This window comes from Pseudomonas sp. SR18 (assembly GCF_023701505.1).
In the GTDB taxonomy this organism is placed as follows: Bacteria; Pseudomonadota; Gammaproteobacteria; order Pseudomonadales; family Pseudomonadaceae; genus Aquipseudomonas; species Aquipseudomonas cyclaminis.
Genome location: NZ_JAMQAU010000017.1, coordinates 1 through 16,117 on the forward strand (window position 1 = coordinate 1; position 16,117 = coordinate 16,117).

15 protein-coding genes are annotated in these 16,117 nt (G+C 60.9%); 13 read left to right on the forward strand and 2 right to left on the reverse strand.

The window, feature by feature from the left end:
- Window positions 1–201: 201 nt before the first annotated feature.
- Window positions 202–1,233 carry a small ribosomal subunit biogenesis GTPase RsgA gene (rsgA, locus tag NDJ82_RS21960; protein WP_003171340.1) on the reverse strand — a complete coding sequence of 344 codons (1,032 nt, stop codon included), beginning with the start codon at window positions 1,231–1,233 and terminating at the stop codon, window positions 202–204.
- Between the two features lie 108 nt (window positions 1,234–1,341).
- Here rsgA and orn point away from each other — a divergent pair, with 108 nt between their 5' ends.
- Window positions 1,342–1,884, forward strand: a complete 543-nt coding sequence (orn, locus tag NDJ82_RS21965; RefSeq protein ID WP_099583682.1) for an oligoribonuclease — start codon at window positions 1,342–1,344, stop codon at window positions 1,882–1,884.
- A gap of 180 nt (window positions 1,885–2,064) precedes the next feature.
- Window positions 2,065–2,682, forward strand: a complete 618-nt coding sequence (locus NDJ82_RS21970; protein ID WP_170827587.1) for a trimeric intracellular cation channel family protein — start codon at window positions 2,065–2,067, stop codon at window positions 2,680–2,682.
- Here NDJ82_RS21970 and queG read toward each other — a convergent pair.
- On the reverse strand, window positions 2,679–3,743 hold the full coding sequence (gene queG, locus NDJ82_RS21975; RefSeq protein WP_250926282.1) for a tRNA epoxyqueuosine(34) reductase QueG: 1,065 nt from the start codon (window positions 3,741–3,743) through the stop codon (window positions 2,679–2,681). The two genes, NDJ82_RS21970 and queG, sit on opposite strands and share 4 nt — an antisense overlap.
- A 63-nt stretch (window positions 3,744–3,806) precedes the next feature.
- Here queG and NDJ82_RS21980 point away from each other — a divergent pair, with 63 nt between their 5' ends.
- The 11 genes from NDJ82_RS21980 (at window position 3,807) to NDJ82_RS22030 (ending at window position 16,078) form a co-directional block, all read left to right on the forward strand.
- A complete protein-coding gene (locus tag NDJ82_RS21980; protein ID WP_099583680.1) occupies window positions 3,807–4,667 on the forward strand; it encodes an NAD(P)H-hydrate dehydratase in 861 nt (286 codons plus the stop codon).
- Window positions 4,655–5,125 carry a tRNA (adenosine(37)-N6)-threonylcarbamoyltransferase complex ATPase subunit type 1 TsaE gene (tsaE, locus tag NDJ82_RS21985; protein WP_250926283.1) on the forward strand — a complete coding sequence of 157 codons (471 nt, stop codon included), beginning with the start codon at window positions 4,655–4,657 and terminating at the stop codon, window positions 5,123–5,125. Before NDJ82_RS21980 ends, tsaE begins: the two co-directional genes overlap by 13 nt.
- Before the next feature lie 15 nt (window positions 5,126–5,140).
- Entirely contained in the window at window positions 5,141–6,562 is a 1,422-nt protein-coding gene (locus NDJ82_RS21990) for an N-acetylmuramoyl-L-alanine amidase (protein WP_099583678.1), read from the forward strand.
- Window positions 6,562–8,475, forward strand: coding sequence for a DNA mismatch repair endonuclease MutL (gene mutL, locus NDJ82_RS21995; RefSeq protein ID WP_502941244.1), 1,914 nt, complete (start codon window positions 6,562–6,564; stop codon window positions 8,473–8,475). The genes NDJ82_RS21990 and mutL overlap by 1 nt, the downstream gene beginning before the upstream one ends.
- Complete coding sequence (gene miaA, locus NDJ82_RS22000) at window positions 8,475–9,446, forward strand: tRNA (adenosine(37)-N6)-dimethylallyltransferase MiaA (protein WP_150674925.1); 972 nt, start codon at window positions 8,475–8,477, stop codon at window positions 9,444–9,446. Before mutL ends, miaA begins: the two co-directional genes overlap by 1 nt.
- 94 nt (window positions 9,447–9,540) lie before the next feature.
- Complete coding sequence (gene hfq / locus NDJ82_RS22005) at window positions 9,541–9,801, forward strand: RNA chaperone Hfq (protein ID WP_071482778.1); 261 nt, start codon at window positions 9,541–9,543, stop codon at window positions 9,799–9,801.
- Between the two features lie 12 nt (window positions 9,802–9,813).
- Window positions 9,814–11,115, forward strand: coding sequence for a ribosome rescue GTPase HflX (gene hflX / locus NDJ82_RS22010; protein ID WP_099583675.1), 1,302 nt, complete (start codon window positions 9,814–9,816; stop codon window positions 11,113–11,115).
- A 96-nt stretch (window positions 11,116–11,211) separates the two neighbouring features.
- Window positions 11,212–12,387, forward strand: coding sequence for an FtsH protease activity modulator HflK (gene hflK / locus NDJ82_RS22015; protein ID WP_099583674.1), 1,176 nt, complete (start codon window positions 11,212–11,214; stop codon window positions 12,385–12,387).
- Window positions 12,387–13,253, forward strand: a complete 867-nt coding sequence (gene hflC / locus NDJ82_RS22020) for a protease modulator HflC (RefSeq protein ID WP_010213607.1) — start codon at window positions 12,387–12,389, stop codon at window positions 13,251–13,253. The genes hflK and hflC overlap by 1 nt, the downstream gene beginning before the upstream one ends.
- Window positions 13,254–13,546: 293 nt before the next feature.
- Window positions 13,547–14,734: an ATP phosphoribosyltransferase regulatory subunit gene (locus tag NDJ82_RS22025; RefSeq protein WP_099583673.1), complete on the forward strand. Its 1,188-nt coding sequence runs from the start codon at window positions 13,547–13,549 to the stop codon at window positions 14,732–14,734.
- A 54-nt stretch (window positions 14,735–14,788) separates the two neighbouring features.
- A complete protein-coding gene (locus NDJ82_RS22030) occupies window positions 14,789–16,078 on the forward strand; it encodes an adenylosuccinate synthase (protein WP_032890489.1) in 1,290 nt (429 codons plus the stop codon).
- Window positions 16,079–16,117 lie beyond the last annotated feature (39 nt).

The following is a 16,117-nucleotide window of genomic DNA, read 5'->3' on the forward strand; positions in this document are numbered from 1 at the left end:
TCGACTTGGTCTACGACCGACAATTTAAAAGCTAGCGTGTAATCGCGTTGGCTGCGCCTTTTTCTCGTATCCATTGAGTCCTCCTGAACAAAGGTCAGAAGGTGTAAACCTTATTCAGGACGGGACAGTACATACAAAAAGGCCGCGATGATCGCGGCCTTTTTGTTTCTGCCCTGCAAGTAAGCTTGCTCGCCACCAGGGTCAGTAACTACTCTCCGGGAGACTCGCAATAATCGACCGATAGCTGTTCATCCGCTGCTGCTGCACACGCCCATCTTCCAAGGCCTTGAGCAACGCACAGCCCGGCTCGCGATCATGCTTGCAATCGCGAAAACGGCATGTACCGATCAGGTCGTTGAATTCGATGAAGCCCGCTTCCACATCGCTGCGGCTGACGTGGCCCAAGCCGAATTCACGGATGCCAGGGGAGTCGATCAGCTCACCGCCGCCGGGGAAGTGAAACAGTCGCGCGGTGGTGGTGGTGTGGGTGCCCTGGCCGGACAGTTCCGACAGCGGGCCGACACGGGTGTCGACTTCCGGCAGCAAGCTGTTGACCAGCGATGACTTGCCCACGCCGGACTGGCCGACAAACACACTGATGCGCCCGTCCAACTGCTGTTGCAGCTGTTCCATGCCGTTACCGTGATGGGCCGAGACTTCCAGCACCGGGTAACCCAGGGTTCGGTAGACCGCCAGCAAGGCATTGAGCGCCGGAGCGTTCTGCTCGTCGATCAGGTCGAATTTGTTCAGCAGCAACAGCGGGCGAATGCCGGCGTGCTCGGCGGCTACAAGGTAGCGATCGATCAGGTTGGCATGGGGCTCGGGCAGCGGCGCGAACACGATCACGATCATGTCGACGTTGGCCGCTACCGGCTTGAGCTGGCCGCGGCTGTCGGGCCGGCGCAGTTCGGTGGTGCGCGGCAGCTGGGCGACGATCACGCCGATGCCCTGGTTGCCTGCACGCCACACGACCTTGTCGCCGGTGACCAGCGCCGGCAGGTTGGCGCGCAAATGGCAGCGGGACACAGAGCCTGCCAGTTCGCCTTCCAGCGCCTCGACTTCGACCTGCACACCAAAGTGCGCGATCACCAGGCCCGTTTGCTCGGGGCCCAGGTCGCCGCCCTCAAGCGCTTCCACGGCGGAGGATTCACGTTTGGCGGCGCGAGCGGCGCGTTCGCCTTGAATCTTTTCGATGCGCCAGTTTTGGCGACGGTTGAGCTGGCGTTTGGCCATTGGTGTTCCGTGTTGATAATGCAAAGGTTGGGTAAAACGGTCGCGAGTCTAGCACGGCCCCGCCTGCTAAACTGCGCAGCTACGCCAAGGTGCCAAGAGAATCAAGCCATGCAAAACCCACAGAACCTGATTTGGATCGATCTGGAAATGACCGGTCTGAACCCCGACACCGACGTCATCATCGAGATGGCGACCATTGTCACCGACAGCAACCTCAACACCTTGGCCGAAGGTCCGGTGATCGCCATTCACCACAGCGACGCCGTTCTCGCCACCATGGACGAGTGGAACACCCGCACCCACGGCAACTCCGGCCTGACCCAGCGTGTGCGCGACAGCCGCATCAGCATGGCCGAGGCCGAAGCCGAAACCATCGCCTTCCTGGAAAAGTGGGTGCCCAAGGGCAAATCGCCGATCTGCGGCAACAGCATCTGCCAGGACCGCCGCTTTCTTTATACCCACATGAAGGAGCTGGAAAGCTACTTCCACTACCGCAACCTGGATGTGTCGACCTTGAAGGAACTGGCCGCGCGTTGGGCGCCGGAAGTCAAAGACAGCTTCCACAAAGGCAGCACCCATTTGGCGCTGGACGATATTCGCGAGTCGATCGCCGAGTTGCAGCATTACCGCAAGCACTTCATCAAGGCTTGAAACGGTTTCTTACCGTGTCCGGGCTTCCTGTGGTGAGCGGGCTTGACCCGCGTTGGGCTGCGTAGCGGCCCCACTACCGTCGCCGCATTCCTCCCGATAAATATCATCGCCAACTATTTGGGGCTGCTGCGCAGCCCAGCGCGGGGCAAGCCCGCTCACTACAACTTTACAAGGATCGCCATCATGCTGCTGATGCTTTACCTGATCGCCATCACCGCCGAAGCCATGACCGGTGCCCTCTCTGCGGGGCGTCGCGGCATGGATTGGTTCGGCGTGGTGCTGATTGCCTGTGTAACGGCGCTGGGTGGCGGTTCGGTGCGGGATGTGTTGCTGGGGCATTACCCGCTGACATGGGTCAAACACCCGGAGTACCTGGTGCTGACCTCGGTGGCGGCGCTGGTGACAATCTTTATCGCGCCCCTGATGCGCCGCCTGCGCTCGTTGTTCCTGGCGTTGGATGCCTTGGGCCTGGTGGCCTTCACGCTGATCGGTTGCATGACTGCCCTGGAAATGGGGCACGGTATGTTGGTGGCGTCAGTGAGCGGCGTGATCACCGGGGTTTTTGGCGGCATCCTGCGGGATATTTTCTGCAACGACATTCCGCTGATCTTCCGCCGCGAGCTCTACGCCAGCGTGTCGTTCCTAGCCGCGTGGTTCTATTTGCTCTGTTTGTATCTGCAATTGCCCAGCGAGCAAGCGATCCTGCTGACCCTGTTCAGCGGCTTTCTATTGCGCCTGTTGGCGATCCGTTTTCACTGGGAAATGCCCAAGTTCGTCTACAACGACGACGTGCACTAGCGCGTGGCGTGCTGGTTCAGCGCCCATTCCACATGCTCGCGTACCAGCTCCGAGGGGTAATCCCGGCGCGCCTTCAAGGCTTCCAGCACCGGAATGCTCGACGGCGCATTGCCCAGGCCCACCGCCAGGTTGCGCAGCCAGCGCTCGTAGCCGGCGCGGCGCAGGGGCGAGCCCTCGGTGCTGCTGAGGAATTTATCCTCGTCCCACATAAACAGTTCGGCCAGTTCTGCGTTATCCAGGTTATGCCGAGGCTTGAAATCGCCCTCGCTGGTGGCGCGGGCGAAACGATTCCACGGGCAAACGATCTGACAGTCATCGCAGCCGAACACGCGGTTGCCAATCAGCGGGCGCAGGTCTTCAGGAATGGCGCTCTTGAGTTCGATGGTCAGATAGGAAATGCAGCGCCGGGCGTCCAGCACGTAAGGGCCGACAAAGGCGTTGGTCGGGCAAATATCCAGGCACGCCGTGCAACGGCCGCAGTGTTCGGTGCTATGGGGCTCATCCACCGGCAGCGGTAAATCGACAAACAGCTCGCTGAGGAAGAAATAACTGCCAGCCTTGCGGTTGAGTACCAGGGTGTTTTTACCGATCCAGCCCAGGCCGGCCTTTTCGGCGATGGCTTTTTCAAGTACGGGCGCGCTGTCGACAAAGGCGCGGAAGCCAAACGGGCCGATCTGCGCCTGAATCCGGTCGGCCAGTTGCTGTACGCGCTTGCGGATCAGCTTGTGGTAGTCACGGCCCAGGGCGTAGCGCGAGATGTAGGCTTTTTCCGGCTGGGCCAGTAGTTGCGCCATTTGAGTGTCGCCGGGTAGATAGTCCATGCGCAGCGACACCACGCGCAAGGTGCCGGGAACCAGCTCGTCAGGGTGCGAGCGTTTGCTGCCATGGGCGCCCATGTAGTCCATTTCGCCGTGGTAGCCCGCGTCGAGCCAGCGTTGCAGGTGCTGTTCATGCTCAGCCAGGTCCAGGCCGCTGATGCCGACTTGTTGAAAGCCCAGCTCGCGGCCCCAGTCTTTGATCGATTGGGCGAGGGCGGGCAGATCGGAGGTAATAGCGGGCATGAGACACGGGAAACCACAGGTTAGATGCGTATAATTCTGCCAGACATCGGAGCTTGAAGACGCATGCCGCAGACAAAACACGAAATAACCGACGTTCAGTCCTTGTTGCACGGCCATTTGCCGCAACTGGCTGCGCGTTCCCCGGACGCCCATAAAGGCCAGTTCGGCCACTTGCTGGTCATTGGTGGCGATCGCGGCTTTGGCGGCGCAGCGCTGTTGAGTGCGCAAAGTGCCTTGCGCAGCGGGGCAGGCATGGTGTCACTGGCGACTCGCCTTGAGCACGTGCCTGCCGCGTTGGCTCGCATGCCGGAAGTCATGACCGTAGGCGTGAGCTCAGCCAACCAGCTTATGGGCCTGCTGGAAAAAATCTCGGTCATCGTCATTGGTCCGGGCCTGGGTGAGGCGTCCTGGGGTAAAAGCCTGATATCGGTTGCCGCCAACGCACAGCTGCCTCAGGTGTGGGACGCAGACGCATTGAATCAGTTGGCTGCTGGTACTGTGAGTCTTCCGAGCGGCAGTGTGATTACGCCGCATCCGGGCGAGGCTGCGCGCTTGTTGGGCATTTCGACAGCCGAGGTACAGGCCGACCGCCTTAAGGTAGCGCGCGCGTTGAGCCAGAAATTCAAGGCAGTGGCTATCCTCAAGGGTGCTGGCAGTTTGATTGCCAGCCCCGATGGCCGTGTTTCCCGTTGTGATCAGGGCCATCCGGCAATGGCGACGGCAGGTTTGGGCGACGTATTGGCCGGCCTGGTGGGTGCGCTGATGGCTCAAGGCATGCCAGCTTATGAAGCAAGCTGCCTGGCCGTGTGGTTGCACGCCACGGCAGGGGATCGCCAGGGCAGCCTGGGGCGTGGCCTGGCGGCCAGCGACCTGATACCGGCCATTCGTCAATTGTTGGAGGAGCAGTCGCCGTGCCTGAAGTAATCCTTTTCCTGGCCGATGAAGACGCCATGGTCGCGTTCGGTCATCGCGTCGCGCAGGTCACGCGTGGCGCGGGATTGATCTTTCTCGAAGGCGATCTGGGGGCGGGCAAGACCACGCTGTCACGGGCCATCATTCGTGGGTTGGGCCACACGGGGGCGGTGAAAAGCCCGACGTTCACCTTGGTCGAGCCTTACGAGATCGGTGCGGTGCGTGCTTTTCACTTCGACCTCTATCGCCTGGTCGATCCTGAAGAGCTGGAGTACATGGGCATCCGTGATTACTTCGATGATGACCCACTGTGCCTGATCGAGTGGCCAGATAAAGGCACAGGCTTTTTGCCAAAGCCGGACCTGACCATTACCATTACGCCGCATGAATCAGGACGTCAGCTGAAGTTGTTGCCCCAGAGCCCACGCGGTGAATCGTGGTGTGCTGCTCTGGTATTGGAATTCAAATAATTGGTGGGGTTAGGTATGCGCTTTCGCGCGTTGGTTGCTGTCGTAGGGGTGTTGCTTGCGGCAATGACTGTCAATGCTCTGGCTGCTTCACAGGTGAAGAGTGTTCGCCTGTGGCGAGCGCCGGATAACACGCGACTGGTGTTCGACCTGTCTGGCCCGGTCCAGCACAGCGTCTTTACCCTCACGGCGCCTGATCGCCTGGTGATCGACATCAACGGCGCGACCCTGGCCGCGCCGCTGAAGGTGTCCACCGCCAACACCCCGATTACCGCCATGCGCTCGGCCCAGCGCACACCGACCGACTTGCGTGTGGTCATCGACCTGAAAAAAGTCGTGACCCCGAAAAGCTTTTCCCTCGCGCCGAATGCCCAGTATGGCAACCGCCTGGTGGTCGACCTGTTCGACAACGCCGCCGATGCCGCACCGCCGCCTGCGCCGACACCGGCCGTGGCGACTGTGCCCGCCGTGCCGGTCAACCCGTCGCAGCCCCAAGTCAAGTTGCCGCCACCGCCGCCTGCCCCGGCGGGCAAACGCGACATTATCGTAGTGATCGACGCCGGCCACGGCGGTGAAGACCCCGGTGCATCCGGCTCGCGGGGCCAGCATGAAAAAGACGTGGTACTGGCCATCGCCCGTGAACTGCAACGCCAGGTCAACGGCATGAAAGGCTATCGCGCCGAGCTGACCCGTACTGGCGACTACTTCATTCCGCTGCGCGGCCGTACCGAAATCGCCCGCAAGAAGGGGGCCGACCTGTTCGTGTCGATCCACGCTGATGCGGCGCCCTCGACCGCTGCGTTCGGTGCCTCGGTGTTTGCGTTGTCGGATCGCGGCGCTACGTCCGAGACCGCTCGTTGGCTGGCCGACAGCGAAAACCGTTCCGACTTGATCGGCGGTGCCGGCAACGTATCCCTGGATGACAAGGACAAGATGCTCGCGGGTGTATTGCTCGATCTGTCGATGACGGCCTCGCTGACCTCCAGCCTGAACGTCGGCCAGAAGGTCCTGAGCAACATCGGTCGCGTGACTTCGCTGCACAAACAGCGTGTTGAACAGGCCGGGTTCATGGTGCTGAAGTCACCGGACATCCCGTCGATCCTCGTGGAAACCGGGTTTATCTCCAACGCCAACGAAGCGTCCAAGCTCGCCAGTGCCAGCCACCAACAGGCCTTGGCGCGCTCCATCAGCGCCGGTGTGCGTCAGTTCTTCCAGCAAAACCCGCCGCCTGGCACCTACATCGCCTGGCTGCGGGACTCCGGCAAGATCGCCCAAGGCCCGCGTGACCATCGTGTGCAGCCCGGCGATACCCTGGCGATGCTGGCGGTGCGCTTCCAGGTCTCGGCCGCGACGTTGCGCAGTGCCAACAACCTGAAGACCGATGAGTTGAAAGTTGGCCAGGTGTTGACCATCCCAGGCACTGAATTGGCGGCGCAGTAATGAGCGAATCTACCTTGAACAGCGGGTCGCGCATTGAGTTGCTCAGCCCGCGCCTGGCTAACCAGATTGCAGCGGGCGAGGTTGTTGAGCGCCCTGCATCGGTGATCAAGGAGCTGCTGGAAAACAGCATCGACTCCGGTGCCAAGCGCATTGATGTCGACGTGGAGCAGGGTGGCGTCAAGTTACTGCGGGTACGTGACGACGGCAGCGGCATTTCTTCCGATGACCTGCCGCTGGCCCTGGCTCGTCACGCCACCAGCAAAATCCGCGACCTGGAAGACCTCGAACGGGTCATGAGCCTGGGCTTTCGCGGTGAGGCCTTGGCTTCGATCAGTTCCGTGGCCCGCTTGACCCTGACTTCCCGCACCCGTAATGCCGAGCAGGCCTGGCAAGTGGAAACCGAAGGCCGTGACATGGCGCCGCGGGTCCAGCCGGCGGCACACCCGGTGGGCACGTCGGTGGAAGTGCGCGACCTGTTTTTCAACACCCCGGCGCGGCGCAAATTCCTCAAGGCCGAGAAAACCGAATTCGATCACCTGCAAGAAGTCATCAAGCGCCTGGCCTTGGCTCGCTTCGACGTGGCATTCCACCTGCGGCACAACGGCAAGACCATCCTCAGCCTGCACGAAGCCCATGACGACGCCGCGCGCGCTCGGCGAGTGTCGGCGATTTGCGGCGGTGGGTTCCTGGAGCAGGCGCTGCCGATCGAGATCGAGCGCAATGGCTTGCGGCTCTGGGGCTGGGTTGGCTTGCCGACTTTCTCTCGTAGCCAGGCGGACTTGCAGTACTTCTTTGTGAATGGCCGTGCGGTGCGCGACAAGCTGGTGGCCCACGCGGTGCGCCAGGCGTATCGCGATGTGCTGTTCAACGGGCGGCATCCGACATTTGTCTTGTTCTTTGAGGTTGACCCTTCGGTGGTCGACGTCAACGTGCACCCGACCAAGCACGAAGTACGCTTCCGTGACGGGCGCATGGTGCATGACTTCCTCTATGGCACCCTGCACCGCGCGCTGGGCGACGTGCGCCCGGATGATCAATTGTCGGTGCCGATAGTGACGGCGGTGGTGCGTCCGAGCGGTCCCGAAGCTGGCGAGTTTGGGCCTCAGGGCGAAATGAGCCTGGCGGCCAACCTGCTGCAATCGCCGCAGTCGCAACCTGCGTATACCGCGCCGGGCTCCGGTGCGGGCGCAGGCTATCAATACCAATACACACCGCGACCGCAGTCGACGGTGCCTGTGGCCGAGGCCCAGGCGGCCTACCGCGAATTTTTCGCGCCGCTGCCGGGTGCCGAGCCGGGCGCAGTGGCCTTGCCGGAAGGTGGCGGTGATATTCCGCCGCTGGGTTATGCGCTGGCGCAGCTCAAAGGTATCTATATCCTCGCGGAAAACGCCCACGGCCTGGTGCTGGTGGACATGCACGCCGCGCACGAGCGGATCATGTACGAGCGCCTGAAGATCGCCATGGCCAGCGAAGGCCTCAGCGGCCAGCCGCTGCTGGTGCCGGAGTCCCTGGCCGTCAGCCAGCGTGAAGCCGATTGCGCCGAAGAGCACCACAGCGTGTTCCAGAAACTGGGCTTCGAACTGCAACGCCTGGGGCCGGAAACCCTGGCAATCCGCCAGATTCCGGCGCTGCTCAAGCAAGCCGAAGCCAACCGGCTGGTGGCCGACGTGCTGGCAGACCTGATGGAGTACGGCACCAGTGACCGTATCCAGGCGCACATCAACGAGCTGCTCGGCACCATGGCCTGCCACGGCGCCATCCGCGCCAACCGCCGTCTGGCCCTGCCGGAAATGAATGGCCTGCTGCGTGACATGGAAAACACCGAGCGCAGCGGCCAATGCAACCATGGCCGACCGACCTGGACCCAAATGGGCCTGGACGATCTGGACAAACTGTTCCTGCGCGGCCGTTGATGAGTACCTTGCCCCCCGCGATTTTCCTGATGGGCCCAACGGCTGCCGGCAAGACCGACCTGGCCATCGAGCTGACCAAGGTGTTGCCGTGCGAGCTGATCAGTGTCGACTCTGCCCTGGTTTACCGGGACATGGACATCGGTACGGCCAAGCCGTCTAAAGCGCTATTGGCTGAGCATCCGCACCGTTTGATCGACATCATCGACCCGGCCGAGAGCTATTCGGCCGCGGATTTTCGCACCGACGCCCTGGCCGCCATGGCCGAGATCACCGCACGGGGCAACATTCCGCTGCTGGTGGGCGGCACGATGCTCTACTACAAGGCTTTGCAGGAAGGTCTGGCGGATATGCCGCCGGCTGATGCCCAGGTGCGTGCCGAACTCGAAGAAGAGGCTGCACGCCTTGGTTGGCAAGCCTTGCACGACCAGTTGGCGGCGGTGGATCCGGTCTCGGCCGCGCGCATTCACCCCAACGACCCCCAGCGTCTCAGTCGTGCTCTGGAAGTCTGGCGTGTCAGCGGCCAGACCATGACTGAACTACGCCTGAAACAAAGTGCGCAAAGTGCTGACGCAGGCGCTTCTGGACAGTCACAATTGCCCTATACTGTGGCGAATCTGGCCATCGCTCCGGCAAATCGTCAGGTGCTGCATGAACGAATTGCACAAAGATTCACAATTATGTTGGAACAGGGGTTTATCGACGAGGTCGTAGCACTGCGTTCCAGAGGTGACCTGCATCCAGGGTTACCTTCGATACGCGCTGTAGGCTATCGCCAAGTCTGGGATCATCTGGATGGCAAGCTGACGTCAGCCGAAATGCAGGAGCGCGGCATCATTGCCACGCGCCAATTGGCGAAACGCCAGTTCACCTGGTTGCGCAGCTGGAGCGATTTGCACTGGTTGGACAGCCTGGACAGCGACAATCTGTCACGCGCCTTGAAATACTTGGGAACGGTCTCCATATTGAGCTGAGTCCTTGCAATTGCCGTCTATCCTTGGGGGTGTGACGGCCATGAGCTATCTATTTTCCGATTTTTTATTATTGATCCTTAAAGGAGTGCGGCACATGTCAAAAGGGCATTCGCTACAAGACCCTTACTTGAATACTTTACGTAAAGAGAAAGTGGGGGTTTCCATCTATCTGGTCAACGGTATCAAGCTGCAAGGCACGATCGAGTCGTTCGACCAGTTCGTGATCCTGCTGAAAAACACCGTCAGCCAGATGGTTTACAAGCACGCTATCTCGACAGTCGTTCCAGTTCGTCCAATCCGTCTGCCTAGCGCAGCAGGTGACGAAGTCGGTGACGCTGAGCCAGGTAACGCCTGATAGGAGTCTCCTTTGTTCTTTGAGCGCCACGGTGGTGGTGAGCGGGTAATCCTCGTTCACTTGGATGGACAGGACCCTGAGGCGCGCGAAGATCCGCAGGAGTTTCAGGAGTTGGCAAATTCGGCCGGCGCCGAGACCGTTGCGTTTTTTAACGTGCCGCGTCATCGGCCAACCGCCAAATTTCTGATTGGCAGCGGCAAGGTCGAGGAACTGCGCGACCTGGTCCACGCCGAAGAAGCCGATCTGGTGATCTTCAATCACACCCTCACGCCCAGTCAGGAACGTAACCTCGAACGTGTTTTCGAGTGTCGCGTGATCGACCGTACCGGCCTGATCCTCGATATTTTCGCCCAACGCGCCCGTACCCATGAGGGCAAGCTCCAGGTAGAACTGGCCCAGCTTGACCACATGAGCACCCGGCTGGTTCGCGGCTGGACTCACCTTGAGCGTCAGGGTGGTGGCATCGGCATGCGTGGCCCGGGTGAGACCCAGCTCGAAACCGACCGGCGCCTGCTGCGGGTTCGCCTGCGCCAGATCAAGGGCCGCCTCGAAAAAGTACGCAGCCAGCGCGAGCAATCGCGACGTGGGCGTTCTCGCGCGGATATCCCTACCGTGTCCCTGGTGGGCTATACCAACGCCGGCAAGTCAACGCTGTTCAACAACGTGACCCAATCCGACGTGTACGCCGCCGATCAACTCTTCGCCACGCTCGACCCGACCCTGCGCCGCCTGGACATTGGCGACCTCGGGCCGATCGTCCTGGCCGACACCGTGGGTTTCATTCGTCACTTGCCCCACAAGCTGGTCGAGGCATTTCGGTCTACGCTCGAAGAGTCGAGCAATTCCGACCTGTTGTTGCACGTGATCGATGCGGCTGAACCGGATCGCATGTTGCAGATTGAACAGGTGATGGTGGTGCTGGGCGAGATTGGCGCCCAGGACTTGCCGATCCTTGAGGTCTATAACAAACTCGATTTGCTTGAAGGCGTTGAGCCACAAATCCAGCGCGACGAGAACGGCAAACCCCAGCGGGTATGGCTGTCGGCGCGAGATGGCAGTGGCTTGGAGCTGCTTGAACAAGCCATCGCCGAGTTGCTCGGCAGCGATTTGTTTGTCGGCACCTTGCGCTTGCCTCAGCGTTTTGCTCGACTGCGTGCACAGTTTTTCGAGCTGGGCGCGGTACAGAAAGAAGAACACGACGAAGAAGGTGTCAGCTTGCTGGCCGTTCGGTTGCCGCGCTCGGAGCTCAATCGGCTGGTCAGCCGTGAGGGTGTAGTCCCGACAGAGTTCATCGAACAACACACTTTGCAATAAAAGCCTCCGAAAGCGGTTGTGCCGCAGTAGCAGGCATTCTGTAGCATTGGTCGGCGCGCCGTGGGTGCGTCTTTGCTTTATCAGATGGAGAGCGCTATGGCTTGGAATGAGCCGGGTGGCAACTCGAATAATCAGGATCCTTGGGGTGGTAAGCGCCGCAATAATGGCGACCGCAAGGGGCCACCAGATCTCGACGAGGCCTTCCGAAAGCTGCAGGAAAGCCTGAATGGGTTGTTCGGTGGTGGAAAAAAACGTGGTGGTGACGACGGTGGTCGTACCAGCAAGGGCGGTGGCTATGGCCTGCTGGGCTTGGGTCTTGTCGTGCTGGCGTCGGTATGGCTGTACAGCGCCGTCTACGTCGTGGATGAGCAGGAGCAGGCCGTGGTGCTGCGCTTCGGCAAGTACTACGAGACTGTCGGCCCGGGCCTGAATATCTACTTCCCGCCGATCGACAAGAAGTACATGGAGAACGTCACGCGTGAGCGTGCCTACACCAAGCAGGGCCAGATGCTGACCGAAGACGAGAACATCGTCGAAGTGCCGCTGACCGTGCAGTACAAGATCAGCAACCTGCAGGACTTCGTGCTGAACGTTGATCAGCCGGAAATCAGCCTGCAGCACGCGACCGAAAGCGCCCTGCGCCATGTGGTGGGTTCCACTGCGATGGACCAGGTACTGACCGAAGGTCGTGAATTGATGGCCAGCGAAATCAAGGAGCGCCTGCAACGGTTCCTCGATACCTATCGCACCGGTATCACCGTTACCCAGGTGAACGTACAAAGCGCAGCGGCACCGCGTGAAGTGCAGGAAGCCTTCGATGACGTGATCCGCGCCCGTGAAGACGAGCAGCGTTCGCGCAACCAGGCTGAAACCTATGCTAACGGCGTCGTGCCGGAAGCCCGTGGTCAGGCCCAGCGCATCATCGAAGATGCCAACGGTTACCGCGATGAAGTGGTCTCCCGCGCCAAGGGTGAGGCAGATCGCTTTACCAAGCTGGTCGCCGAGTACCGCAAGGCCCCTGAAGTCACCCGCGAGCGTCTGTACCTGGACACCATGCAGGAAGTCTTCAGCAACACCAGCAAGGTCCTCGTGACCGGCAGCAAGGGTGGGCAGAACAACCTGCTGTACCTGCCGCTGGACAAGATGATCGAAGGTGGTCGTAGCAGCACCAGCGCCCCGGCCTCCGGCTCCAATGCCGCTGCCAACGAAGCGAGCGCTCGTGCAGCCGCTGACTTGCTGCAACAGCAATCACGTACCAGGGAGAGTCGTTGATGAGCAATAAATCGCTGACCGCCCTGATTGTGGGCGTCGTCGTGGTCATCGCTGCCTGGAACTGCTTCTACATCGTGGCTCAGACCGAGCGTGCGGTGCTGCTGCAATTCGGTCGCGTGGTCCAGGCAGATGTCCAGCCGGGCCTGCATGTGAAAGTCCCCTACGTCAACCAGGTGCGCAAGTTCGACGCCCGCCTGATGACCCTGGATGCACCGACACAACGCTTCCTGACCCTGGAAAAGAAAGCCGTGATGGTTGACGCCTACGCCAAGTGGCGCGTCAAGGATGCCGAGCGCTTCTACACCGCGACCTCCGGCCTCAAGCAGATTGCCGACGAGCGTTTGTCGCGCCGTCTGGAATCGGGCCTGCGTGACCAGTTTGGTAAGCGCACCCTGCACGAGGTGGTATCCGGTGAGCGTGACGCACTGATGGCTGACATCACGCGTTCGCTGAACACGATGGCGGAAAAAGAGCTGGGCATCGAAGTTGTCGATGTGCGGGTCAAGGCCATCGACCTGCCGAAGGAAGTGAACCGCAGCGTGTTCGAGCGCATGAGCACCGAGCGTGAGCGTGAAGCCCGTGAGCACCGCGCCAAGGGTAACGAGCTGGCTGAAGGTATCCGTGCGGATGCAGACCGTCAGCGTCGCGTACTGCTGGCTGAAGCCTATCGCGAGTCTGAAGAGGCGCGTGGTGATGGTGATGCCCAGGCTGCGGCGATCTACGCCAAGGCTTACGGCCAGGACCAGGAGTTCTATGCGTTTTACCGCAGCCTGCGTGCCTACCGTGAGAGCTTCGCGAACAAAACCGACGTCATGGTGCTGGACCCAAGCAGCGACTTCTTCCGCTACCTGGAAAAGTCCAAGTAACCAGCCTGTGATTCTGTAGGGCGCACTCCGTCGGGCGGCTAAAATGCCTGGCGGGGTGATCCTTTCAGAAAACGGGTGTATGATGCGGCAGCCGGGAAATTCCCGGCTTTTTTGCGTCTGCATGTTTGATTCGGCAGGCGTGACAGGTTTTTCGAGGAAAGTGCCCGACGAGGCCGTTTGCAGGCCGTTCGTCACGTCGCTCTTGCGCGTGGTTTATGCAGAGGGCGGGTGTTTTCTGCTTCACTCAAGGCTCGGCCGAGGGCTGGCCGCCCGGATCAAAGGGGAATGGCGTAATGGCAACGGTAGACCGCTGGCTGCTGCCAGATGGCATCGAAGAAGTACTGCCACCAGAAGCTGCGCGCATTGAAGTAGCGCGTCGCCAGGTGTTGGATCTGTTCCAGAGCTGGGGTTACGAGTTTGTCGTAACGCCTCATATCGAGTACCTGGAATCCCTGCTGACCGGCGCGGGCCAGGACCTGGATCTGCGCACCTTCAAGGTCATCGACCCGCAATCGGGTCGGCAAATGGGCTTCAGGGCAGACATCACGCCACAAGTGGCGCGCATCGATGCGCACACCCTGCGCCGCGAAGGTCCGAGCCGCCTGTGCTACGCCGGCAGCGTGCTGCATGCTCAGCCGCGGGCCTTGTCGTCCTCCCGGAGCCCGATCCAGTTGGGCGCCGAGTTGTACGGTGATGCCAGTCCGAGCAGTGACGTTGAAGTGATCAGCTTGATGCTGGCCATGCTGCAACTGGCTGACGTGCCCGATGTCCACATGGACCTGGGTCACGTTGGTATCTACCGTGGCCTGGCCCGTGCGGCCGGTTTGTCTGGTGAGGTCGAGCAGCAGTTGTTCGATGCCCTGCAGCGCAAGGCTATCGATGAAGTCATCGCGTTGACCGACGGCGTGCCTGCGGATCTCGCCGGCATGCTGCGCGCGCTGGTGAACCTGTGCGGCGGTCGTGAAGTGCTGACGGCTGCGCGTGAGCGCCTGGCCAATGCGCCAGCGCCGGTATTGGCTGCGCTGGATGACGTGCTGGCGATTGCCGAGCAGTTATCGGCGCGCTTCCCCGATTTGCCGCTGTACTTTGATCTGGGCGAGCTGCGCGGTTACCACTATCACACCGGTGTGGTGTTCGCGGTGTTTGTCCCGGGTGTTGGCCAGGCCATCGCCCAAGGCGGTCGTTACGACGATATCGGCGCCGACTTCGGTCGCGCCCGTCCGGCGACTGGCTTCTCCACCGATTTGAAAACCCTGGTGACCCTGGGGCGTGCTGAGGTCGAGCTGCCGTCTGGTGGCATCTGGATGCCCGACAGTACGGACGCAGCACTCTGGCAGCAGGTATGCCAGTTGCGCAGTGAGGGTCAGCGTGTTGTCCAGGCTTTGCCTGGCCAGCCATTGGCCGCCGCCCGTGATGCGGACTGCGACCGGCAATTGATTCTGCAGAACGGGCTTTGGCAAGTATCGCCACTGGCTTCTTGAGTTTTCCTGCCGGCCATCGCCGGCACCAAGTTTGCGCGAATGAGGACAAGTGTTATGGGTAAGAATGTCGTAGTCCTGGGCACCCAATGGGGTGATGAGGGCAAAGGCAAGATCGTTGATCTGCTGACCGAACATGCTGCCGCCGTAGTGCGCTACCAAGGTGGCCACAACGCTGGCCATACCCTGGTCATCGATGGCGAAAAAACCGTCTTGCACCTGATCCCGTCGGGCGTCCTGCGCGAAGGCGTGCAGTGCCTGATTGGCAACGGCGTGGTAGTTGCACCTGATGCCCTGCTGCGCGAGATCATCAAGCTGGAAGAGAAAGGCGTACCGGTGCGCGAGCGCCTGCGTATCAGCCCGTCCTGCCCGCTGATCCTGTCCTTCCACGTTGCGCTGGACCAGGCCCGTGAAAAGGCCCGTGGCGAGCTGAAGATCGGTACGACCGGTCGCGGCATCGGCCCAGCCTACGAAGACAAGGTTGCGCGTCGTGGCCTGCGTGTGGGCGACCTGCTCAACATGCCGCGCTTTGAAGACAAACTGCGTGAGTTGGTGGATTACCACAACTTCATGCTGGTCGGTTATTACAAAGAGCCAGCCATCGAGTTCGACAAGACCCTGGCCGAGTGCAAGGAATACGCCGAGCTGCTCAAGCCGCTGATGCTGGACGTCACGGCCGAGCTGCACGACCTGCGTCGCGCTGGCAAAGACATCATGTTCGAAGGCGCCCAAGGTTCGTTGCTGGACATCGACCACGGCACCTACCCGTACGTGACCAGCTCCAATACCACCGCTGGCGGCGTTGCGACCGGTTCGGGCGTTGGCCCGATGTTCCTGGACTACATCCTGGGCATCACCAAGGCTTACACCACCCGCGTAGGTTCGGGTCCCTTCCCGACTGAACTGTTCGACGAAGTCGGTGCGCACCTGGCCAAGCAAGGTCACGAGTTCGGTGCTACCACCGGCCGTGCACGTCGTTGCGGCTGGTTCGACGCCGTTATCCTGCGTCGCGCTATCGATGTGAACAGCATCTCGGGCATCTGCTTCACCAAGCTGGATGTGCTCGACGGTCTGGAAACCATCAACATCTGCGTCGGCTACAAAGATGCAGAAGGCAACGATGTTGCTCCGACTGACGCTGACAGCTACGTAGGCCTGCAGCCTGTGTACGAAGAAGTACCGGGCTGGACCGAATCGACCGTGGGCGCCAAGACCCTGGAAGAACTGCCGGCCAACGCCCGTGCCTACATCAAGCGTGTCGAAGCGCTGATCGGTGCGCCGATTGACATTATTTCGACGGGTCCTGACCGCAACGAAACCATCGTTCTGCGTCATCCGTTCGCTTAATAAGCTGTTGATGTAAAAAGAAAAGGGCTCTTTCGGGAG